We start from the raw sequence: 24,912 nt of genomic DNA on the forward strand, positions 1-24,912 counted from the left end.
TCCCCCTAAATGGTTGGTTTCGAGATTGCTTCCATGGCCACTTTGATCGCGCCCTCTACAGGATCTGCATAAGGCGGCTGATATTGGCCTGCTCTATGTACGCTTAACCCTTCAACAAACCGGTTCTTGATGATATCCGAGTAAGTGAAGATAGAACCCGCAACGGTCACGGGGATCGCTTCATGCAATGATGCCGACTTCCTCATTAACCCGCGAACCAGTTCAACTAGCTCGTCTCCAGCTTCGCTCAGTATTGCCACCGCCACCCGATCTGAATGGGTGGATGCTTCAATGACCAGTCTGGCTAAGCTGGCAATCTCCTTCTTGCTCTTTCCCTCACGATATATATAATGAATGAGCTCTTGTTCACTTGCAAGCTTAAGCGCATCCAGAACCATTCCGGTTAATTCCGTTGGATATTCTCTGCGATCATAGGCTTTGCAAACGGCTTTGAGCGCTTGAAGTCCAATCGAGTAACCGCTTCCTTCATCACCGAGAATATGGCCCCATCCTCCGTTATAAATCAGATGACCCGCTTGGGATACGCCTATCGCATTGGAGCCCGTACCGCAGATAACAAGAATGCCTTCCTTGTCCGCAGGCTGCATAGCCCCGCGAAGCGCTACATATAGATCACTCTTCACCTCATAGAAAGCATCTGGATGCAGGTGCAATTGCTGACCTAATTGTTTGAGCTCATGTTCAACCATCAATCGATTAGCTTCCAGCCGTGTACCGGCAATGCCAGCGCATAGGCCAACAACGTCTCCCGGAAGAATGCCTTGAGCTTCCAATCCATACTGTACGAGCTGATGAAGTCTATCTGTCATTTGCTCAAAACCGACACTCAGCGGATTCGTACCCTCCCCGATATTCACTTCTCTCTGAGGCTTCAAAAACGGATCATATTCCTCTACTTTCTGGAAAACGCATGTCGTTTTGGTACCGCCTCCGTCAATCCCAATGACATATGGCACAATCGGTTCACTCCAAGTGGATAGAATGGGTATAGGTCAAATTATATAGTCACTAAAATTGCATGTCAATAATATTTTAACAATTCTAAAATATTATTTCAGAGCGGAAAAATAAAAAAAAGCCTATTCGCTTTTATCGCGAACGAGCCCTGTTTCCGTTTACCATTCATAGTCCTAAAATGACATCCAATGCCCATATTTGGCTAAAAACTCTTCCTTCTCTTTATAGTCCGGCATCACGCTTCCAACACGTCTCCAAAAGGAACGATCATGGTTCATGTGCAGCAGATGGCATAGCTCGTGGATGATCACATAATCAATCACTTCAATTGGAGCCATCGCTAGGCGATAATTGAACGTTAGCTTTTTGGCCGAGCTGCAGCTGCCCCACTTCGTTATTGATTCCACCACTTCTACGGTTTTGGGTTTTACTTTCAGTTGAGCTTGGTATTTGGGTATGCGTTCCCCTACAATCTTCTTGCAGCTTGAGAAATAAAACTTCTTGAGGTTTTTTTTCAGCTCATCTTCCGCTAACCCCTTCGTTTCTATTAACTCATGAAGATCATAGGTTTTCCCCAAATGAAGAAATTTACGATCTGGATACGCCGGTTGTTCAACTTCATTTGCCATCATTTCTCAAGCCTTTCTTTCTGTCATAACCTTCATGCACACGTATATTCAATCCTTCTTCAGGCAGATAGCTGTCGATTCTCTTACAATCAGTTCCGGCTGCAAAACGACCGAGGTGTTTCTTTTGGACCCTTGAATCAGCTTCAGCAATAGACGGACAGCGTGCTGCCCCATTTGCTCCATAGGCTGACGAATCGTCGTAAGTCGCGGATGAATTTCAGCCGCAAAAACTTGATCATCATAACCAATAACCGAAAGATCGTCCGGTATTTTGTAACCCTCGCTCTGGTACGCCTCCATAACGCCAAGCGCCAACCCGTCATCCCCTGCAAAAACGGCAGTCGGAATCATTCCGTTCTGCATCCAAGTCTTGGCTACATCGAAGCCGGAGCGAATGCCAAAAGACTCCGTATGCGTAACGATCAGCGGTGATAGCCCAGCATCTGATAAAGCTTTCTCATATCCCCGCTTTCTTTCTCTAACGCTTAGAAAATGATCAGGTCCGCTTACATGCGCTATGCGCGTATGTCCCAGTTCAATCAAATGCTTGGTTGCTTCAAGACCGCCTATGTAATTATCAACATTCACCGTCAAGGCTCTTGAGTTGGCAACATGGTTGTCAATAATTACGAAGGGGATTTTTTTTCTTTTTAGCTCCATGACATAATTCTCTTCGTCCAGAAGCGAAAGAACAATGATGCCATCCACGCGGTCCTCTTGAAATAAGAAATTGGTCTTTTGGTCCGGATCACCTTCGGTTCGCGAGAAAATAGACAAGGCTAAGAAATAGCCGCTCTCCTCCAAGCTTTGATTCACCGTATGAACAATCCCGTCAAAAACAGTATCCTTTAACGTTTCCAGCGTAAGCCCAATTAATCCCGTCGAACCACGCGCCAGACTGCGGGCAGCGGAATTCGGCCGGTAGTCCAGATCTTTAATCGCTTGCAATACTTTCTGGCGATTGCTTTCCCGCACCGTTCCTACGTTATTCAAGACTCTAGACACAGTGACGAGCGAAACACCCGACTTTTCAACTACATCCAAAATGCTCACTTTTTTCATTGCTACCTAGCTCCCTGTTCCGATAATTACCTGTATAACCTATTATAACACAACATTCCGATTATATAAGCGTTTACACATCCGAACAGTAGGAAAACCCAAGCGCCGTTGGACATACCCCCTTGCGAAGAGGAACTATGATCCGCTATATCACTCTGAATCCACTATTTGCCTCTGAAAGGGAAGTACGATCCTCTATTTCACCTCACTAGCGTAAAATAACAGCAAATTGGACAAATTAGCGTACTGTAGTTCCGTCTGACGAGCTAGATAACTGCTTAGTGGATGAATAAGGGAACACAGTTCCCTTTCGTGAATGCGATTCCCCCGATCCAACCCTAAATGCAAAAAAAAGCCAAGGGAGCCTCCGCTTCCCCTGGCTTTATATCCATACTATTTCAATCCCGCAGCAATGGCTTTCCAGAACGTCTCATCTTCCTCGCCCATGGCATAGACCGAAACACCTGCAAGTTCATAAGTCAGCGTATAGTGCGTTTTGGTCTTGATGCTCGTTTCATCTTCGTACCAGACCACATGCCTGGAGCCGTCTTTGGCCGTATACTTGAAAGTCATTGATCCTGATGCGTTATCTCTTGTTGGCTTGCCTTTGGTGCTTGTAATCAGCTGTGGAATGTCTTTCCACGGAATTAATTTGTTGCTGCTGTTCGTCTTATCCGACAAATTCCAGTCGTTCCCGTAAGCTGGAATACCCATGATGACTTTCTCTGAAGGCACATAAGTAATCGAGAATTTAAGCGCCGCTGTCATCCATGGTTTACTTGCAACTGAGCCTGGATCTGCCCACACGCCATGCTCATCATAGGTCATCACTTGAATGAAATCTGCATAAGTGCCAAGTTGTTCATAATCGAATGCGCCCGACCAATCATCAGCAGGATCATCGGTATCTTTGGCAGGGACAGAGACCATCGTCAAATACCCTTGCGCTTTCATAATACTGGCAACGTCTTTCACAAAGCTGGTCAGCGCATTGCGGTCGCTTGCCAAAACGGATTCAAAATCAATATTAATCCCTTTGTAATGATTCGTTTTCACTAAAGCAACCATATTAGCAATCAACTTTTGTTTGGCAGCGGCGTTAGTTAACACTTGATGAGCGGCATTGCTGTCCCAATCTGTTGCTCCATAGTTGGATACCAAAGCATAAGGCAAGATACCAACGGAATTGGCATAATTCACCGCTTGAGTCGGGATAGTCCCAACAATGTTGCCACTTGCATCGGTATTGAAGGTATCTGTTGAAATTTGATTGATATAGCTGTGATAGCTTGTAAGGGCGGCGAACGAATCGTTCGTGTAATAACCTAAAATAATTGGAGAGTTCGCACTGGCCTTGGAAGAAACACCGGCTGATAGGGTAAATACAAGTGCAGCAGCTGTAAGAAAACTAGCCATTCCTTTGATCTTCATAGACATAATTCCTCCTTTGGTTTGGAAAGCATGCATTGCGATTAATGGATACCTTTCATCGTTACTGCCTATGTCCTCCTTCCAGCGTAGTCAACCGCCGTTAAGCTTCAGCAAACTGCGGCAGAAAAGCCTTGTTTTGCTCTAGCATTTCCTTCAGCATACGATCGGCAATATTGACCGAAGGTACGAGGGGATGATGGCCCAAGGCCTGAAGCGCCAGACTGCGGTCTCCATGCACAGCCGCTTCAATTGCGAGCTGCTCATAGGTTTTAACTGCATGTATCAAACCTTTGACTGAAACCGGAACATAGGAGACAGGCAAAGGAATAGGCCCCTGCTTCGTCACAACACAATTTACCTCAATACAAGCATCATGTGGCAAAAAGTCCAACGTATGGCCATTGGCCACATTCAATGTTTGAATATCGCGCGAATCATTATAAAGTGATTTCATGAGATTAACAGCGGCTTCCGAGTAATAGGTGCCTCCGCGTTTCTCAAGCTGCTTTGGCTTCTCCGCCAAATTGGGATCTTTGTACAGCTCGAACAACTCGTCTTCCAAGCGTTTGACAACCTCTGCGCGTGTGCCTTCTTTCTTCGAAGACGCCATTTGATCTTGCAGCATTTCCTGCGTTAAATAAAAATATTTCAAGTAGTAGGAAGGAATAGCGCCAAGCCCATGGATGAAATCGGCATTCCACTCGGATTGCGGGACATTTTTGGCCGAGTATCCCTCTTTCAGATCAAACAGCTTCTCCAGCTTGGAATCACCGTCAACACTAACCTTCGTCACCCAGTTCAAATGATTAAGACCCACGAATTCGGCATAAATGCGCTCCACCGGAACCTCGAATAAGGCGGACAGCCATTTATAAACGCCTGTTGGCGAATTGCATAACCCAATCGACTTGATCTTCGAATATTTGTTAATCGCTTCGGTGACCATCCCTGCCGGATTCGTAAAATTAAGCAGCCAAGCTTCGGGACATAGCTCCTCCATATCCTTGCAAATATCAAGCAGCACGGGAATTGTACGCAGCGCTTTCATCATCCCCCCGGGACCCGTCGTTTCCTGCCCAATCACCCCATATTTGAGCGGAATCGTCTCATCCCAGATTCGTGCTTCGAGAAGGCCAACTCGCATCTGAGTAGATACGAAGACAGCTCCCTCCAGCGCTTCGCGTCGATTCATCGTTAAATGAACCGTCATGGGCAATCCAGACTTCTCAACCATCCTTTTGGCTAAGCTCCCTACAATTTCAAGCTTGTGTTGGCCTGCGGGAATATCTACCAGCCAGATCTCAGATACCGGCAGCTGCGCATGATTGAGAATAATTCCTTCAATTAATTCCGGCGTATAGGAGGAACCTCCCCCGATAACTGCGATCTTCAATTTTTCACTCATGATAAACGACTCCTTTGATGTTTGTTATTTGACCTAGCTTTTCATAAGTCGAAGCGGCAATCGTCATTCCGTCTTTCTCCATGGCTAACAGGATGGAACCGACCACCGGCTCTACCGTCAAAATGTTCAACTGACAACCAGGAGCTGCCTCGCGAACCTCTTTGGCAATATAAGGATGAATGAACTGGCCATTTCCTTTTGTTAACACACTGCCTGCCAATACAAGATCGAAGTTCTCCTCCTGCATATGCAAGCGTTCAATGACGGCTCTGGCGGATAAACCTAGTTCAGCACCTTGTTTTTGCAAAATCTGGATAGATGCCTGATCCCCTCTTGCGGCAGCATCGAAGATCAGCTTCGTCAAGTCCGACGGAATCCGCTTATGAAGATCAAGAAAATGATGAAACATGTCTTCAACCGAACCATAGCCCAGCGTCTGTAAAATTAAATCGGTCAGCAAAGTGGGCTTGATGCGCCCCTCCCATGCTCGAATGACAGTTCGGAAGGCTTCAATCGAAAGCTCGCTGCCTCCGCCAAAATCGCCAAACGCATAACCAAATCCGCCGCATTGGAACATCTGACCCTGCTTATTAATGCCAGCTGCATTCATGCCAGTTCCACAGATGAGCACGGCGCCATATGGCTTGGCTGTTCCCGCACGCATCGCGATAATTGTGTCACATACGATATGGGCATTAGCAAATCCATAGCTTTGAATCATGGGCCTTAGTATGCGATAGTCCGCTTCTCGATCGGCCCCCGCTAACCCAAACCAGGCGATACGTATATCCGCAGGTTGAAGGTTCGCTTGATTAAGGGCCTGAAATACGGCATCTTTAATATTCGAATTGGCTAAATCTACATTGATTTGGTGATTGCCTGGGCCGCTTCTGCCGCTTGCCAGCCAATTGCCCGTTTCATCTGTAAGGATGGCGTATGTTTTCGTGGCGCCTGCATCCACACCTAAGTAATAGTTCAATCCATTTCACTCCCACCATCATGGTTACTTTTATCTATGTTTGTAATTGGCTGTTGAATGTCTGATGATTAGCTGGGGCTGCAAGAGCACTGAACTATTCCTTTGTGCGCCGCCAATGAGCTTAAGCAAAAGCCGAACCGCTTCTTTCCCCATTTGTTCCACAGGTTGACGAATCGTCGTGAGCTGCGGATGGATCTCAGAAGCAAATAGCTGATTATCATAACCGATAATCGACATATCATCCGGAACGCGGTACCCTTTGGCCCGAAAAGCATCCATTGCGCCTAACGCGAGCGCATCATCCCCGGCGAATACAGCCGTTGGAACAATTCCCGCTTCGATCCACGCTGTTGCGGCTTGAAAGCCGCTGCGAATTCCGAATTCGGTATGAGTTACTGCAAGAGGCGCAATGCCGGATTGCTCCAATGCTTTCTCGAAACCGCGTTTGCGTTCTCTAACACTAAGAAAGTGTTCGGGGCCGCTCACATGAGCGATATGCGTATGGCCTAACTCAATTAAGTGCTTGGTCGCCTCGAATCCCCCAACATAATTATCGACATTCACAGTTACAGCTCTGGTGTTGTCATCGTGGTTATCAATGATCACGAACGGAATGTTTTTGCGCTTCAGCTCCATAACAATTTGCTTCTCATTCAGTGGAGAAAGCACGATAATGCCGTCGACACGATCCTCCTGAAATAAGAAGCTATTTTGCTTCTCAGCCTCTTCCTGCGTCGGCGAGGAAATGGATAAGGCTAAGAAATAGCCTTTCTCCTCCAAATGTTCATTCACCGCTTGAACAATATCGTGAAAGACCGAATCGTTCAATGTAACCAACGTAAGCCCAATTAATCCCGTTGTTCCACGCGCCAAGCTGCGCGCAGCTGAATTAGGCTGGTAATTCAATTCTTTGATGGCTTGCAGCACCTTTTGCCGATTGCCTTCGCGGACCGTCGCAACATTGTTGAGAACCCTTGATACCGTAACTAGAGAAACACCTGACTTGGTGACAATATCCAAAATACTGATCTTTTTAATTGCAATCGAACTCCCGTTTCGGTGATTTTATTGTCGTTCCATTCGATTCAATTGTTTAAACGTTTATACTTAAGAGAGATAATGCTACTCCTTTAATCCCCCTTCTGACAATCCGCTCACAATATACCGATACAGAAACAAGGAAATAATGACTGGCGGCAGCGAAGCTACGAATCCTCCAGCTGTCATGAGGCCCCAGTCAATACTGTGTTTGCCAATAAATTCTCGAACGGCAATAGGCAGTGTTTTGGAAGCATACGTTTGACTGAAGGCACTTGCAAAAATAAATTCATCCCACGAATTCAAAAAGGTGAAAATGGCGGTTGCGGCGATACCTGGCAGCGCCAAGGGTAAAATGATTTTGTACATCGTTTTGAATTTACCGCACCCATCCATGTAGGCCGCTTCTTCCATCTCTTTGGAAATGGATTGAAAGTACCCGCTCATGAGCCAAATAGCAAAAGGCAGGCTGGTTGCGATATAGGCAATAATCAGTGCCCAAGTCGTATCCAAAAGCGGTTTCGTGTGCAGGATAATAATGGAGGTAAACGGGATAGATAAGGTTAATCCCTCTCTCATCATGATGTATAGCGGCACGATAATACTGATAGAAGGCAATAACTGCATAGCCAAAATAATGAACAGCAGTGTGACCCGAAACGGAAATTTGATTCGCGCCAAGGCATACGATGCAAATACGCCTACGAAAATTGTAATCACCGTTGTCCATAAGGAGACCGATAAACTATTTTCTAAGGCATGCACAAAATCTTTCCCCGTACTCCCTTGAAATAACTTCACATAGTTGCCAAACGTCGGCAAATGGGGGAACAGATGCCCGGATAACAGCTCTTGCGATTGGCTGACCGAAGAAATCATCAAATACAGAAAGGGTGAAAGCGTAAATATCGTTAAAAGGATAATGCCCAACCACAAATAAATGGGGGGAATAAGCTCACTTGGACTGACTTTAAATAAACGAACTCGCCAAGACGGGGTTCTGCTTGCTACCTCTCTGCTCACCGTTCTTCCCCCTTACTGTTCTTTCTGCTGTCTCTTCAGCATGATCATATAGATAACAATGAAAATTAAAATGAAAATGGTGGAAATCCAAGCCATCGCTGACGCTCTGCCTAAATAAAAGTAGCGGAATGCAAAGTTATACGTTAGATAACTAACCGATGTATTCGGATTTCCTGTGAAAACCGTTAGAATGTCATACACTCGAAATGCGCCAATTACACGCAATACGAGAGCAATCATCAGTGAGGGCATCAACTGCGGAAGTGTCACATGCCATATTTTCTTCCAAAAGTTGGCGCCGTCAATGGCTGCTGCCTCATACAAGGAAACCGATATGGATTGCATGCCCGCCAATAGCAGCAAGGTCATAAAAGGCGTCATTTTCCAGATATCCGTCAAAGCTGTGAAAAAAACTACCTTGCCGGAGCTGGAAAGCCACACCGGATTCGTATCGGCTCCCAGCACATGCATGTTATGCAAAATCGTATTCAAAGCGCCGTATCCTGGCTGATAAATCCAGTTCCACAGCAACCCATTCACTAACGTGAGCATCGCCCAAGGAATGATAATAATGCCTCTAAAAAACGATCTGCCAATGAACGTCTGGTTCAGTACAAGAGCACATAGAAAACCGATAGCCAATTCAAGCGCCACTGAAAAAACGGTGAAATAACTCGTATTTTTCATGGAAATCCAAAAGTCCTGCAGCACAGAAATGTCCATATAATTTCTCAAACCTACATATTCAATGGTTGAACCGTCCATCAAATTGTATTTAAAAAAGCTCCAAACCAGCGACTGTACAATGGGTAAGATAAATATTCTTAACAAGAGATACAGCGTAGGCGCCAGCAGGAGGATCGCAAATAAGATATCCTTCCGTTCTTTTTTCGAAGAAGGAAATAGGCTTCTTTTGGTAGCAAATTGACTTTTGAGCACGCTCATCCCTCCACACCCTGCTTTACTTAGCTGCTGTTTTTATGGCTTCGTCGATTTTCTTGGAAGCTTCATCCAACGCTTGCTGAGGAGTTTGGTGCTTCGTCAAACCGGATACCACTTGATTGGATAAAATATCTGCCCATTCGACATAACCAGGCGCATTCGGACGATTGTGGCCATATTGGAATTCCGGCATAATTTTACTTAATGATTTCGTTGTATCAGCCTTGATAATCGCCTCGTCCGTGTAAAGCTCCTGCAGCGATGGATACGTACCGGTATTCGCGTAGAACGGCACTTGGAAATCCCTTGACCCGATCCAGCTTAAGAACGCAAGTGCCGCTTGCTTCTTCTTGCTTGATTTCATAATCGCGATGCCTTCAGACCCTGTCACGGAGGAAGAAACAACACTTCCTTGTCCTGGCAGCAAACCTACGTCGCTTTGATTTACCACTTTGGATTTCGTTGGATCATTCAGATCAGGATACATGTTCTCCCAGTTGCTCATCATAGCAATTTTGCCAGCCATGAAAGCATTTTTCACGTCTTCTTCTGTCCACTGCAGGCTTGCAGGGTCTACCGTTTTGTCCGTATTAATAAGGTCCGACATATATTGAAGCGTTTGCACGGATTCCTTGGAATTAACATTAAGCTTGCCATTGTCCCCAATCATATTGCCGCCGAAAGCGTACACCATGCTGACATAATCACAAATTAAGCCTTCTGCCTGCTTCCATGCCCAGCCTGATCCGTAAACGCCGTTCGCTGTCAGCTTCTTGGATGCTTCTCTAAATTCATCCCACGTTTTTGGCGGGGCGTCGTAGCCTGCTTTTTTCAACAAATCCTTGTTCCAGTAAAAATGTTTTGTGCTTGAATAATACGGAATTCCCATCAAGTGATTATCGAACATCGCTGACGAAAGCGAAGATTGCGTGTATTTCTTTTGGACATCTGCAGGAATAACATTAGTCAAATCCTCGGCAATATTCCCTTTTAGAAATTGTCCCGCCCAAATGGTATCCATCTCAACAACATCAATATCGGACGAATTCGATAACGCCGCTGTCGTTATTTTGCCATATAGAGAGTTGTAGTCTACGGCGAGTTCATTGACTTTAATGCCTGTTTTCTCTGTAAATTGCTTAAATAACGTTCCAATCTTACCATCCGTATCAACGACGAGAACAGTAATTTCCTGCCCTTTCAGCGAAGGATCATTCACTTTATCCCAGCTGAGCTTGCCCGAAGCCGCAGCCGCAGCCGTGGATACCGCTGAAGTTTCCGTTGCTTTCGCCGTCGATGCTGCATCCGTGTTGTCTGTTTTGGTTGGAATCGTGCTGCAGCCTGCCAAAAAAGCGCTTACTGTTAAACATGAAACGATACTCTTTAACTTTGCATTTCTCAAATAGAACCCCTCCTCATGGTAAGAAGCACTTGCACCTCTGTAAGTCAAAAGTATAAACGTTTATACTTAATAAGTACATAGTAGCTTTTTTTGATTAGGGTGTCAATATGGATTAATTTATGCGTTAGGTTAGCTTACAACAACTTGTCTTTCAGGGCGATATCCATTTAAGCCGCAATAACCATTGCCATAGCTGCTATTCTGCTATCCTCTCCGGCGTCTACCAAGTTCATTGCATGCCCAACTCTTCTTTGCAAATGCGAACATCGGCTCCACTACGCTTCTCATTTACACAATAACCAACGCGTATGATACTCCCTGGCACAAAAAGTACGGGTATCCTCGATATTTGCAGCTGATTTTCTAGATAAACCTGCGATAATGCATCCTTTTTTTCTCAGAATAGCCTTTTTCCATGAATGCCTGCATTTCTGCATGTATTTCCGCCCTTTTCTCGGATTTCAGTGAGAAAAGCCACAAATTCCTGCACATTCGCAGGAATTTCCACTTTAAGAGCGATTTTGTTGAAAATACCTGCATTATCGCAGGTTTTTCAAAGTCACTCGCTACATGCGCTACGCTCGGCGGAACCCGCAATCTCTAAAACCCTGCATTCTCTGCATTACCTGCATTACCTGCATTACCTACAATCTCTGCGTTATCTCTGCATTGCCTGCATTACCTGCAATCTCTGTATTCCCCGCATTCCCTGCATTCCCTGCATTCCCTGCATTCCCTGCATTCCCTGCATTCCCCGCATTCCCTGCAATCCCTGCAATCCCTGCATTCCCTGCATTCCCCGCATTCCCTGCAATCCCTGCATTCCCCGCATTCCCTGCAATCCCTGCATTACCTGCAGTCTCCCATGCGCATCGGATTATAAAAATGGGCCAATTCAAATCAGCAAATGACTCTACTGAAGTGAATTGACCCTTATTAACCTGCATTCTTTACTGTTTTATACCAGCTGTCAATAGATTAAACAGAATTTGAGCAGCCTCAGCACGCGTAGATATGCTTTGCGGTTCGAATTGGTCCGCTGCTCGTCCTTGAATCAGGTTTAGCGCTGCTGCTTTTTGTATAAACTCTGCCGCCCACGAAGATACTTGCGCTTCGTCCGCGAAAGCATGGGATGCTTGGCTTAAGACCTTACCATTCTTGTACTCATAAGCTCTTACAAGCAAAGTGACCATTTCCTCACGAGTCACCAGTGCGCTCGCATCGAATACTGTCGCACTCCTGCCTTGCACGATTCCTGCGTTCACAGCAATAGCTACCGCTTCCGCATACCAATCGCTGGACTTCACATCTGCAAAAGTCGTTGCGCTCTTGTCCGTTAGCTTCAGCGCTCTCACGAGAAGCGCCGTGAATTCGGCGCGTGTTACGCTGCGCTCTGGTTCGAAGGTTGTCGCGCTCGTACCATTAACAATCATCTTCGCTGCGAGCTCCTTGATGACAGCGGATGCCCAATGGGTGGATGGCACATCAGTGAAGGTTTTGCCAACTTCGAGCACCGCATATTTACTAAAGTGACTAATCTCGGCTGTGATGACACCATGGCTGTAAGTACCGCCAACGTACTCAAGTTTCCCGTCATCTGCAATATAGTAGATACCTGCCAACTGCGGATTCATGGAAGCAGGAACCTTGAGCTCAAGCAGGATCGGCTTATCGAATTTGGACAGCTCAACCATTTTCCCGTCCGCTGTCTGAATGTACAAATGAAACTCATACACAGTGCCAACTAAGTGATTGTCGGCATTCGAAATCCGGTTGCTTTGTTGGATAAGCTCCTTCGCATTGGCTTCAGCCAGTTGATCCAGCTTCAGGGTTAACCTTGCACCCTTGACCTCATCCCCGCTGAGCTTGCTTGTCAGCTGCGCAAACACCTTGGATGGAATAGAAAGTGTCAACGCCTCTGATTTGATCTCCAACTGATTAAGATTAATCAGCTCGGCCGTATTCCACGGAAGTCTGATTTCTGAAATATGGCTTGGAATTTCGACAACCGTTTTCCCATTCAGACTGTTCGTAAGCTGCTGATTTGTAATGGTTATGATGCCCGTGTTGTTATTCGTAGTCTTCGTCGCTTCTGTTGAAGTTTCTGTCGAACTTTCGCTTCTACCACTGGATGTTTGTTCATATACAGTAACGATACAAGTAGCCGTGAATCCTCCGTCGGCTGTTGTTACTGTGATGATTGCGCTCCCTGCTGCTGCCGCAGTTACTCTGCCGTTAGCGTCTACGGCTGCGATATTCGCGTTGCTTGTGGTCCACGTAACGTCAAGGTTCGTCGCATTGGCCGGAAATACCGAAGCTGTTAACACACTGGAGTCACCTCGTGTCAAACGGAGGGTCGTCTGGTTAAGCGTGACACCCGTCACAGCTGTGTTCAGCACTGGCGCTTGCGGAGTCGCGCTGACTTCGTTGGAAGCATGGCTTATTCCTCCAGGATTGACAGCTTTGACGACAAAATAATAAGTCGTACCGTTCATTAAACCAGCTGCCTCGTAGCTGTACACGGTGCCGCTGACAGAGATAAGCGGTGTATTGCTGTATGTTCCAGATGCCGTGCCCATGAACACTTGGTACCCCGTTGATCCTGCCACCGAATTCCATTCCAGATTGACGTGACCATCGCCGGCTGCTGCGGCCCGCAGCTCTGGCGCACCAGGAGCCAACACTTGCGGAGTCCCGCTGACTTCATGGGAGGCATCGCTTATCCCTCCGGGATACACGGCTTTCAATACATAATAATAGGTCGTGCCGTTTACTAAATTAGTCGCATCGTAGCTGTAAACATCCCCGCTCACAGTAGACAGAGCAGCTCCATAAACACCGTCTGCCGTTCGTTGATAGACGGAATAGCCTACTGTCCCCTCCATAGGTCGCCAGCCGATGGTTATGCGGCCATCTCCAGATGTTACCGTTCTAATCGTTGGCGGTGTAAGCACTTGGCCGGATAAATCAATGATCACACTTCCAACGGCGCCAGAGCCGTCATTCGCCGCTGCTGTGACTTTGACCTTTCCGTTCTTCATAGCGGTCAATAATCCATTGGCGCTGAGCGTCGCTTTGTCGGTTGCTGAATTATCTGAGTTTGCAAGCGACCATGTCAGCGTTTTGTTATCCGCAGTCGCAGGCAGAATGGTGGCAGATATTTGCAAGGTACCGCCTTTTGCCGTAATTGCGGTTGTTCCATCTGCTCCTGCAACAGCAATAGAAGTAATAGGATTCCAGAACGGTACTAAAGTATTTGCTAATTTGAAATCCGAAAATTCGGCTGTTTTCACAGAACTTGTCGTTAGTTTCCGTACAAATATCCCTACTTTGGGACTGGACATCGGCGTGGCGAACGAGAATGTGTCGGCAGTAGTCGTCCACGACATTCCATCATAGCCATAGTAGCCTGTGTAGCTATTCCCTGTTTTAACAATTTTCAAATATACATCTGGTGTTGGTGTTAAAGAAGAATCCGCATAGTCCTTATCGAGTTGCCCAAGCGTCGGGTTGGATTCCCCCTTGGAGAATCTGATCTTCTGCGTTGTCGTGTTGCCCGTCGTTTGTCTGCCCAATGTAATGAATTTGCCATCATCCTGATAAATAATCAATCCTGCCCATTCATAGTTGGCATCAGGCGCAAATTTTAATTTGGTTGAAATCGTGAAGTCAGTTGTCCCCGGATCTCTCACAAGAATGTTGCTTGGTTTGCCCGTTTGAGACCAGCTTCCGTTCAATGTTTTGAGCTTCATGATATTGCCATTGCTGCGATCAACTGCCCAATTGCTTGGCGTTTCTCGCACCCATGACCATCCGCTCTCCAGCATGATCGTTTGACCGCTGATTGTGATCATCTGAGCGCCTGTAGTACCCGTACCATCAGCAGCTGTCGCTACGACTTTCACCATGCCATCTTTGACAGAGGTCAAAAGTCCGCTGCTGCTAATCGTCGCCCTATCCGTTGCCGTTCCGTCCGGCTGATAAACGCCCCAAGTCACCGTGATGATATTCGCATCGCTGGGCTGAATCGCCGCAGACATTTGCAGGGTAGCGCCTTTGGTCGTAATGGTTGTTGCATTGCTGGCTCCGGTTACCGTAATTCCGGCAACCTTCACAATCTGGCCGCTGATGAGGATGAAGGCTTCGCCTTGCACACCTGATCCATCATTAGCTGTCGCGATCACTTTGACCGTGCCGTTTTTAACAGCTGTCAACAGACCTCCGCCGCTGATCGTTGCAATATCCGTAGCGGTTCCGTTCGAGTTCACAACCGACCAAGTGACTGCCCCATTATCTGCATTCGCAGGCGTTACTGTGGCCGACATTTGAAGCGTGCCCTCTGGTGCAGTAATCGTCTTCGCATTGCCTGCTCCAGTTACGAGAATATCTGTCACTGCATGATTCGGGGCAGCAGCAACAACAACCGTTGCAACAGCATGGAGCGAGCTGCCAGGCACGGTTCCATTTACCGTAAAACTGCCAGCAGACGCATAGCGGGAAGGGGGAATAATCTCCCATGCTACTGCCGCTTGTTTCGTTGTAGCATCCTCAAAAACTTGCGTGACAAACGCAGGCAAAAGGGGAGCTTTCCCAGCAACGGTTGAAACATTGACCGCAGGAATGCTTGCCACAGATCTAGGTATGTAATCGGCCAGCGTCGTTCTCATTGCCCCTTTTCTCACCGTTGATCCCATCGCATTCACAATATGTGTAATTTCCCCAAAGCCGCTCAAAAAGACCGAGGTCGCATGATGAATTTTGACATCTTCCTTATCTGGAACCTCTATCCCGCTTTCAAGCTTCACCTCTGCGTCTCTAAAAAACGAATAAATGCCCAAGCCATATGCATCATGTGAATTCACTGAATCCGCCACTTTGTAAGAGGCATATCCATTCACCGTTCCACCGCTGCTCATCCAGCTTTTTTGGTCCGGAACGTCATAGGGGATTTCGGTTTGATAAAAGAACATTTTACCTCGATCACCGTTCCACAATGTCTGATACTCGTGAAAATGTTCCACAAAAAGTCCGTATATCGTGACGTCATTCCCATTGACAATCATGCCATTGGTGGTGATGTTGGAATCCCATGCTGCGCCTGTGCCATGGTCCGCACGCCATACCCAGAAATGATCGCCGATGACATTGTTGCTGTTAATTTCGATACAGACCTCCGCTTTGGCAAGAGCATCCCCGCCTACTCTAAAAAAGAGATCGTGCAGCGAGCTCGGATTGCCTGCATGATTCGCCGAGCTCCCTTTGGGACCCAACTGCAAGAGGACAGGCGAGCTGACAGTTCCTGCTTCGAATAGAAGCCCAGCAATTTTGACGCCGTCCACATCCGCTACAGATAGAGCCACAATGCCATTGTCCGAGTGCAGCGTAGCAAGGCCAAGACCAAGCACGACAGTATCGGGTTTCGTCACTTTAATCGTATCTGCGAGATGATACACGCCAGGCGTAAGCAGCAGGTTCTTCCCTTGATCCAGTGCAGCGTTAATGCTGGCCACAGGTGTTGAGGGATCTGCAATATAAAATTTCTCCAACGAAATTGAGGCTGGCGTTCCTGAGTTGGAGCCGCTGGCCCAACTGGTCCCTTTGGTGTTAGTCGTCACATTCGGGACTAGCACGTTATACTGATTTGCCGCTGGATCGAAAGTCAGAAATGGTTTTTCGCGGATAACAGGCGCTTTATCCACAACGGTATAAGCATTTGTAGGCCAATCTTCCACAGGCGCATTCACCGAGCCGACAATCGTCGTATTCCACAAAGAGCCTGTCCAATTTGCCCACTGGCCGTTTCTGGAGAACCACTGCTGCTGAGATCCGGAATTTACCGTACCATCAACTACCGTATCCGCCAAAAACCCGCCGCTTGCCCAACCGCCTTGGTCATGCAGGGTCAAATTGCCTTTGACATGCAGACGTCTCATCGGTGCTGCCTGTGAAACTGCCCATTTCATGTCCCCGCCCGCAGGGGCTACCGCCAAATTTTCGATGGAGCGCCAGAAATTTTGGGTCGCATTATGTGCAGCAGCCCAGTTGGCATCAACCGTTACCCCGCCATTTATGGTGACATCATCCGGCACTTGGCCCAAACCTGACACTTGCGTGTAGAAGCCTACTTTGAAATTAGCATTGTAGGAGGCAGGTGTAGGAAGACCCTGCGCATTGCGTCCTGGCTTGAAGAGCATCGCGAATCGCTCACTGCCGAATTGATTGGTTTCCTGCTTCGCAAACACGGCCGCACTGGCCGCTTGAATATCGGCTGGTGGTGTCGACGGATCAAATACATAGACATTAGGACCAAAATCAGGTTGTGTTAACCCTGAAGCTTCAACTGATTTAGTCGATTCTCCATCAGCACTTACGGCTGAAACCTTGTAGTAATATCTGGTATTTGGCGCCAGACTCGTATCTACGTAGTTTTGTGATACGATGTCGGAGCCGTTAACCTTGATATAAGGACCGCTGCTGTTCAAGGAACGGTATACGTTATAGCTGGCTGCCCCTTGAGCGACGGGCCAAGATAAGCTAATTGAATTTATCGTTGTTGTGGTCTTATCAATGACAGGCTGCTCTGGAGCTGCTCCTGCATAGACGGCATAAGTAATGCCAGACCCCGCTGTAAATAAACTTATTAAAATCGTAAAGGCAAGAATTGCAGATAAACCTCTTTTGAACACGACGCCACCTCCGAATAAACTCTCTCATTATAAAGCGCTTTCATTCATTCTAAAAACTTTGCTTTCATCCCATCCTTTCCCGATATCCAGCGTACTATTTTCAGTATAGCGATAACCAGATACGCAAATAAGCAAACAAATTAACCAATATGAGCATTATTTTTACCTATTGAGCAAAAAGAACCTCCGCATAAATGCGAAAGTTCCTCTACAAATATCAGTTGTTTTCCATCATAAAGAACATCAGCCCTATTCACTTCTCAGTGGCTTGCTAGTTGCAACCGCTATACAGCGAAACTCATATTGGTCTTCGAATACCTCCAGCTTGGTCCTGTCACCGGCTTGATAATGTCTGCACGCGCAATAGAAGTGATACAGCACCCCGTTCCAATAAATAACACTAGACTTATGAGCATGAATTTCGTCAAGCTCGCCTTGCTCCCCGTAAGTAATTAAAGGCTGCTTGGCAGTTCGCCAGTTATGCAAATCATCAGATACCGCAAGAGCTCCCTGTGCATGACGGCCATCAAAACCAAACGCAAAATTCACCCACTGCTGTCCATCATGTTTTATACAAGGATCGCTGATAAATTGACTGTAAAAATTCCCCTCCACTGTCTCCAAGACAGGATTCCCTTCATAACGTTCCCAATGGATCAAATCGCTCGAGACTGCAAGGCCTGTCTCTTCTTTCCATGGCCACTCGTCATCTCGCTTGGCATTGTAGAACATCCAATACTTCTCATCATGCTCGATCACACAGCATTTGTACAAACCTGCCTTCTCCCAGTCCGCTCCCTCTTTATTAGAAAAAACAGGCTCGTCCAGCCGATGCCATTCCAGCAAGCTCTCATCCTCCGTCCATGCCAAACCCATCACGGCTCCGCCCGCTTCATAGCCCTGATCCGGGTAAGAATGGTAAACCATCCAATAGCGGTTATTTATCTTTTTGAGCCGTGGGAGGTCATACAAGCTATTGGATTCCAGCAGCATCCAAGATCCTGCAGCACCTATGTGATCCCACCTTTCCTCCGTTTTCAAGCGCGGGAGAATAATCGCCTTATGTTCCCAATCGAGCAAATTGGAACTTGTCGCCAGCGCAGTTTGATAGCCCTTTCCATCAAACCCTACGTACATCATATAGAAGCAGTCTTGATGGACAAAAACAAAAGGACAGTCCACAGCCTGCGAGTCAAAATCCCCCTCCAGTCCTGATCCACTCAACACCGGATGGTTAAGCTTATATGGTGTATGCAGCTGTGCAAGCTGCTCAATTTCTATTGTCGACATTAATGAGCCACCTAGCTTTCGTATCGTATAAGTTAAGAAACAAAGTCATAAGTTAGAATGAATCTGAACAAACCAGAACAACAGAATCACAATTTTACTTGTAATAGCGCCGACATCCGTGCAGTTTACAGCTGAGCTTTGTGTAAACCTGCAATTATGCATCCTTTTGAGCTTAAATTTGCTTATAATGATGGAATTCCTGCGATTGTGCATCCTTTTAGAGCCTTATCCTGACTTATCGAAGGAAAAGCTTGAAAAGCCTGCCTAATCGCAGGCTTTTCCACTTCTGATGCGATTTCTCTGAAAAATCCTGCACTTTCGCAGGTTTTCAGACTCATCAATTCACCTTCACAACTGCGTCTGATGCTGCCAACACCGTGCTGTGGTACAGCTTGAAAGGAATTGTTTGCTCCGCAGCATGCCCTGCTTGATCCACAGCTTGCACAGATAATGCATAATCTCCTTTCTCAGTTATAGGCGTTCCGGAAGTCCATTCCTCGCCATTCAACTCCACCTGAACGTTCTTCTTGTAATAATGATCACCGGAGGCACCTAATCTTTGATCCATTGAACGGTTCTAAATTTCTTCGGATCTTTCGTTTCACCAATCCCCGAGCCCCACTCGATATACCCTTTCCGACCGGCACCATCGTTATCATTGACTAGCAATGAGAAACTGAAGGCTCCCTGTGTTTCCGGTTTAATCGGCGCAAGCTCAGCCCATGGGAGTGCAAGTTCATAGACTGTGACCTTCTGTTCTTCATCTCGCGATACTTGCAGCGATCCGTTCGTTACAAGCTGTCTAACGCTCGAGTTAGGCGACAACCACCGAAAGATTTGCGGTCCCACTGGAGTCTGGGATAAGCCAAATTCATAGGAAGCCAAGTTCTCGCCAGGGATACCGGCCATAGCCGCAAATTGGAGGCTGTCGTTTTTCCAAATTTCCTCTCCGCTGGCAGGCGTGTAATGAACATTGTCTTTGATTTTCGCTGTCAGATACAAATGGTTCTGATCCCAGTTCAACCATACGCTGCCATCCAAATCCGATGGCCCCCCGTAGTTTTGCATTTTTACCGTCCCTTGCGACAAAAGGGCAAGCGGCGCCAACGCTGCAATCTCAGGGTCAGGCAAGCCGTCAATGTGTACCGTGCCGGGAAGAATCGGATTGAAATCCAGTTTCCCCGCGTATGTGAAAGAATTTTTGCCGTCAAACTGGACAGTCACCTGCGCTTGGTTGCTAACGCCATATGGAAAATTGCTAAGTGGAATATTAAACGTCTTGATCGTGTCTGGAGCAATCACATAGCTTAAATCCTGCGTGCCTGACTGGGAGCCGAACTGCCAATTTGCTTTTTTGACAGTCAGACCCTGCTGTTTGGAATAATTCCGAATTTGGATCTTCAATGCTTCTGCTTTGGTATTCACATCGGTAATGACAGGAATAACTCTTGCACTATAGGAAGGGAGCGTCTGGATAGCGTGTTTCAGTCTTCCGATTCGACTTCCGTTTGCCGTCAAATCGCCCGTTACATAGCGAATCCCTTCTTGGCCTAATCCAGACAGAGCGAATGGCTGCGAAGTCTTCTGACCGGCTCCCGCGTAGAGTGGATAGGCTGCTCCTTCCACCTCAAATGATACAGCGATAGGCGACGAAGAGGTATTGTTCGCTTCCACTTTCAGTGCGACGGATTCCCCCGTTACCGCTTCTTCTCCGAGCACAGCGAACGTTGAGTCGAGCGCAATGCCGTCGATGTCGCTTTGAATATAAATAGGCTCCGCAGTTAGGGTCATATACACCTTGCCGCTAATCGGCGTGAAGGTTTCTGTATTCCCCATGATATCCGTAATTTGAATCGGCACATTCGTTTGAATCGCTGCCTGAACAGGCGTATTGGCCCAGACGACTCTTAGGTTCTGGCCGTTTCTATCAAATCTGTAGCTGTTTATCCCTGCGCCAGCTGTTTCCTGCTGGGCGAAGGCAGCGCCCGTCAATTCACGGGTCATTGCACCGTATGCCGCATAAGCGGGTTTCGGCGTGAACTGGCCTTTGGGGTCATTCTGGTGCCGAAGGAGACCAAAATTATTTTCCCCATAGTCGGCTTGCATGCCATCATTCATCAAATCGTACCAGAATACTTTCTCAACCCCCGCGCCCAGCGCTTGCACATAAGCACGAACCAAATAATCGGCTTGTGTTTTCTCGTCTACGCCCGTAGCGCCAATATGTGTTGGCCAGCCAACCTCTGTAATCCAAAGCGGTTTGTCTTGACCGTTATTGTACGTGCGGATTAAGCTTTTGGCGTCAAGAATAGCTTGCAGCATACCATCTGACGTTCGATTGTACGGATGGATGGAAACGGCGTCCATGTACTGGAGCCCGCCAAGCCGGAATACTTCCTTCATCCAAGGAATATCTACGTTCGACGCCATGCCGACAACCGTGACATCCGGTCTGGAGGCTTTCACCGTCTCATAGGTTTTCTTCAGCAGCTTGAAATAATAGTCGGGACGGGAGTCGGCGGGACCGTTCCCTCTATCTCCGAAGCCGCCGTTGAACTCATTGTAGACTTCCACCCATTCCATCTGGCTGCCGTATAAATCCAGCAAAGCCTTGCCATAATTGGCAAACCCCTGACGGCCTTCGTCCGAATAAGGCGTGCTGTCCTGATCATAAAACGGACTGGTAAAGTCGAAGGTAATGAACGGCTTCAATCCATCTTGTTGCGTTTTCCGCATAAAAGCGTCACGGCCTGGCGGCTTCTGATATTTCCCTTTTTCATATTCAACATCGACCCATGTGATTTCGTCACGGAAATTTTTGGCTCCGGCGCGTTTCAACAGTGCGCTTAACTCAGGCGTCCATCCATCACTTGTTCGTGCAAGATGCGTCGATACCCCAAACGGAGAGTTGTTCGCTAAGGTAGGGTCATCAGCGGCTAAACGAGCAAACGAAATATCCATACTTTGAATCATTTGACCCTCTTTCTTCGCAGCAACGGATAACTTAAAATAACCAAGCTGCTGAAGGGGAACCGTCAGATTCAACTGCCCGTCCTGCACCGCCTCATTGCCTGCCAATAGTTGATGATCCAAATGATCATATACGCTCCAGCTTACCGTATCCCCCCTTGTTGCAAGAGGGAAAACTGCGGACTCATTCGCCAGAAAAACATTTCCCATGCGAGACTGCTGGATGGACAAGTCCGGGAAGGAACCGGTCGCAACGACATTGTCGAAGCGGATATCCCCGCTTATTTTGCCGCTGACCAGACCTGACTTCTCCACCAAGAGTGCGATTCCCTGGGCCGGACCATGCCATACCCCGTCATTGGCCCCGTTGTAATGCAAATAGCTTGTGCCGGCGTTAAAGGTCCACACTTCGATTTTTTGCCAATCCCCGGTAGGTGCCAAGGCGATTTTCTGCTGATGCACCTGCCCCGTCGAGTCCTTCGCGAGCAGCAGGACCACAGTATAATCGGCCGTTTTGACCCAAAACGCCAGTTTCTTCATATCCATAGGCGTAGGAAAGCTTCGTCCAAGCGAAACATTCAGCCCGCCGGCGCTGAAATTTCCACTCAGCTTGCCTGAGTATGCCCCCGACTTAACCTCGGCCGTATCCCGGATATATTCACCCTTGGCTCCGCCTTGCGAGGCCAGCGTCCATATATCGAAGCCCTTCTCGAAGGTGCCGATTGCGTTCTCCCATACGTTCTCCTGAGGAGGCGCCGTTACCGACACATCGTCGACCCAAGCGTCTCCGCTCGTTTTGCCGCCGATCAAGTTGGACTTCTCCAGCAAAAAGGAGATTCCGCCAGCAGGACCGTACCACTTGCCGTCATTGGCGCCGCCGAAATGCAGATAGTTCGTGCCGATGTTGAAGGTGCTGATCTCGATCTTCTGCCAATTGGCATTCGCCAGTGCGATCTTCCGCTGATGTACCTGTCCGGTCGAATCAACCACCCGCAGCGTAAGGGCAGAGGCGTCCGCCGACTTAACCCAAAATTCCAGCTTCTGCATATCCAAGGGCAGAAACTTTTTACCGATGGCCACATATTTGCCGCCCGCACTGAAATCACCGTGCAGCTTCCCCGCGAAGGTCCCGGATCTCGGTGCCGACGCATCCCGCTCATACGCGCCTTGAGCTCCCGGAAACTCGGATCCCAGACCGAAATTCCAAACCTCTTCCTCGCTTTCAAAATTGCCGATCGTTGTATTTTGCAGCGGTTCTGCCGCATAAACGGTCGTATTGTCGAGGGATTGCAGACCAAACAAAGGTGTAGTAAACATTAACGAGACCAGCATAAAGCTTAACATCCATTTTGTTATCACTAGTAAATTCACTCCCTCTCATTATTGAATGCGTTTTCATTTCAAACCAACATTGGCAGCCTATCGCGATTCGGCTTGAACCTACCTTAACAATCGCCTGTTTATATGGAAAGTCTCACTTTTTGCGGCCCTCTGCTTCTTTTGCTCGGAGGACTACACACTTTTTGCGCTTATATTCTTTTCATGACAAGGCTAAAGAAAACGGCTTCGCCGCCCTGAGAGATCAGCCTCTTAGTAGCGACAAAACCTGTTAAGGGAACTAGAGGACGCTATATAGGCAAATAGCAGGGATGCTATGGTATTAGCGGAACTACAGGGTCTTATTTCCACGAAAAACGCTGAATTTGCCTTGAAACAGCAAAATAGCGGACTGGAGTTCCCTCACCCCCGCGATATGGATACTTTTGGCTAGAATAGCGGACTGGAGTTCCCTCTGTTCGCACAAGGCGGCTGGAGTAACTCAGCGCTCACTCCAAAACATATAAACTCCTATATATTAAAAAAATCCAAGCCGCCAGCAAATCGGCAGCTCGGATTTTATCAAGATTTATCTACGTAGTTATTCATCACTAACATTGCTGCGCCTACAACGATCGATTTGCTTTTCAATTCGGAAGTCAGAATTTTAAAGGTGTCGCGAAACGGTTCCCAGACCACCTGCCCGCACTGTTCTTCGATCAAAGGCACAATCTCGCTATAATTTTCCACCAAATCGCCGCACAAAATGACGGCATCGGGATTGTACATGCAGACGATATTGTTAATGGTTATGCCAATGTAAAGCGAAGTTCTGGAAATAATGTCCTGAGCCCAGTTCTCTTCGTTTTGTGCCGCTGCAAACAACTGCTGCATATCAGCAGTCTCCTTGATTCGGTTGGCTTCATGCAGAATAGCCGACTCGTCGATATACGTTTGCAGACAGCCTCTTTTGCCGCATTCGCACATGTTGCCATTCGGGTCAAGCGTTGTATGCCCTAACTCCCCGGCACTGTTTGAACCCCCGCGAAAAATATCGCCATCGATGATCAAAGAGGAACCGACTCCTGTGCCCAACTCAATCAATGCCGTCTTTCTCGATCCTTGCGCGGAGCCTAGTAAATACTCAGCAAGAATCTTCACTTTCAAGTCATTGTCAATGACCGTAAGAATATGCAGCTTGTCCTGGATGAACTGGGCGAAAGGGATATTTCTCCAACCCAATGTAGAGGAATATTGGACGATTCCCCGATCATGGTCGATCACACCAGGCACGCCGATGCCGATGCCGATGATTCTCGACTTATCGAGTTTTTTATTCGCAATAATCACGTTAATCGTTTCGGAGATTAAAGCAGCCGTAGCTTCAGGAGTTGCCTTCAAAGCGGTATGTTCAACCCGCTCTTCATGGAGCAGCTTGCCGCTGAATTCCATGACGCCGAATTTAATCACCTTTTTGCCAATGTCCACCCCAAAGGTAAATACCGCTTGAGGATCTATATCCAGCATAATAGCCTTGCGCCCAACCCCAACCGAGGTTAACGCGGTTTCCCTCACCAAGCCTTGTTCACATAGTTCGCCTACAATACGCCCTACGGATGTAGGACTCAACTTCGTGATTTTGGTGATTTCCGCCCGGGAAATAGGCCGACGCTTTTTAATAATTTCCAGTATCATCTGCTTATTGTGCAGCCTGATAACATCTTGGTCATGCTTCTCAATTTTTTTCATTGACTTGGATT

At 47.4% G+C, this 24,912-nt stretch carries 14 protein-coding genes and 2 pseudogenes; all 16 read right to left on the bottom strand.

Annotation, left to right across the window (positions count from 1 at the left end):
• Window positions 1-5: 5 nt before the first annotated feature.
• Window positions 6-977, bottom strand: coding sequence for an N-acetylglucosamine kinase (locus BC351_RS18775; protein WP_158082138.1), 972 nt, complete (start codon window positions 975-977; stop codon window positions 6-8).
• A gap of 174 nt (window positions 978-1,151) precedes the next feature.
• Window positions 1,152-1,568: pseudogene (locus BC351_RS18780) on the bottom strand (M48 family metallopeptidase); the annotation flags it as partial.
• 87 nt (window positions 1,569-1,655) lie between these two features.
• Window positions 1,656-2,669, bottom strand: a complete 1,014-nt coding sequence (locus BC351_RS18785) for a LacI family DNA-binding transcriptional regulator (protein WP_079414274.1) — start codon at window positions 2,667-2,669, stop codon at window positions 1,656-1,658.
• A gap of 393 nt (window positions 2,670-3,062) precedes the next feature.
• Window positions 3,063-4,100 carry a glycosyl hydrolase family 18 protein gene (locus tag BC351_RS18790; RefSeq protein ID WP_144028452.1) on the bottom strand — a complete coding sequence of 346 codons (1,038 nt, stop codon included), beginning with the start codon at window positions 4,098-4,100 and terminating at the stop codon, window positions 3,063-3,065.
• A gap of 100 nt (window positions 4,101-4,200) precedes the next feature.
• Window positions 4,201-5,505, bottom strand: coding sequence for a 6-phospho-beta-glucosidase (locus BC351_RS18795; protein WP_079414276.1), 1,305 nt, complete (start codon window positions 5,503-5,505; stop codon window positions 4,201-4,203).
• Window positions 5,498-6,484: an N-acetylglucosamine kinase gene (locus BC351_RS18800; protein ID WP_079414277.1), complete on the bottom strand. Its 987-nt coding sequence runs from the start codon at window positions 6,482-6,484 to the stop codon at window positions 5,498-5,500. Before BC351_RS18800 ends, BC351_RS18795 begins: the two co-directional genes overlap by 8 nt.
• A 30-nt stretch (window positions 6,485-6,514) precedes the next feature.
• Window positions 6,515-7,504 carry a LacI family DNA-binding transcriptional regulator gene (locus BC351_RS18805; RefSeq protein ID WP_244209086.1) on the bottom strand — a complete coding sequence of 330 codons (990 nt, stop codon included), beginning with the start codon at window positions 7,502-7,504 and terminating at the stop codon, window positions 6,515-6,517.
• Window positions 7,505-7,606: 102 nt separating this feature from the next.
• Entirely contained in the window at window positions 7,607-8,545 is a 939-nt protein-coding gene (locus tag BC351_RS18810) for a carbohydrate ABC transporter permease (RefSeq protein WP_079414279.1), read from the bottom strand.
• A gap of 12 nt (window positions 8,546-8,557) precedes the next feature.
• On the bottom strand, window positions 8,558-9,484 hold the full coding sequence (locus BC351_RS18815; RefSeq protein WP_158082139.1) for a carbohydrate ABC transporter permease: 927 nt from the start codon (window positions 9,482-9,484) through the stop codon (window positions 8,558-8,560).
• A gap of 283 nt (window positions 9,485-9,767) precedes the next feature.
• Window positions 9,768-10,706, bottom strand: a pseudogene (locus tag BC351_RS18820) (ABC transporter substrate-binding protein); the annotation flags it as partial.
• 827 nt (window positions 10,707-11,533) lie between these two features.
• Complete coding sequence (locus tag BC351_RS42300; protein ID WP_208629777.1) at window positions 11,534-11,788, bottom strand: hypothetical protein; 255 nt, start codon at window positions 11,786-11,788, stop codon at window positions 11,534-11,536.
• 51 nt (window positions 11,789-11,839) lie between these two features.
• Window positions 11,840-17,575, bottom strand: a complete 5,736-nt coding sequence (locus BC351_RS18835; RefSeq protein ID WP_079414283.1) for an Ig-like domain-containing protein — start codon at window positions 17,573-17,575, stop codon at window positions 11,840-11,842.
• A 249-nt stretch (window positions 17,576-17,824) separates the two neighbouring features.
• On the bottom strand, window positions 17,825-18,865 hold the full coding sequence (locus tag BC351_RS18840; RefSeq protein ID WP_079414284.1) for a glycoside hydrolase family protein: 1,041 nt from the start codon (window positions 18,863-18,865) through the stop codon (window positions 17,825-17,827).
• A 337-nt stretch (window positions 18,866-19,202) separates the two neighbouring features.
• Window positions 19,203-19,433: a hypothetical protein gene (locus tag BC351_RS18845; protein ID WP_079414285.1), complete on the bottom strand. Its 231-nt coding sequence runs from the start codon at window positions 19,431-19,433 to the stop codon at window positions 19,203-19,205.
• Complete coding sequence (locus tag BC351_RS18850) at window positions 19,418-23,194, bottom strand: sugar-binding protein (RefSeq protein WP_079414286.1); 3,777 nt, start codon at window positions 23,192-23,194, stop codon at window positions 19,418-19,420. The genes BC351_RS18845 and BC351_RS18850 overlap by 16 nt, the downstream gene beginning before the upstream one ends.
• A 540-nt stretch (window positions 23,195-23,734) precedes the next feature.
• On the bottom strand, window positions 23,735-24,901 hold the full coding sequence (locus BC351_RS18855) for an ROK family transcriptional regulator (RefSeq protein WP_079414287.1): 1,167 nt from the start codon (window positions 24,899-24,901) through the stop codon (window positions 23,735-23,737).
• Window positions 24,902-24,912: the final 11 nt, after the last annotated feature.

This window comes from Paenibacillus ferrarius, assembly GCF_002027705.1.
Classification (GTDB): Bacteria; Bacillota; Bacilli; order Paenibacillales; family NBRC-103111; genus Paenibacillus_E; species Paenibacillus_E ferrarius.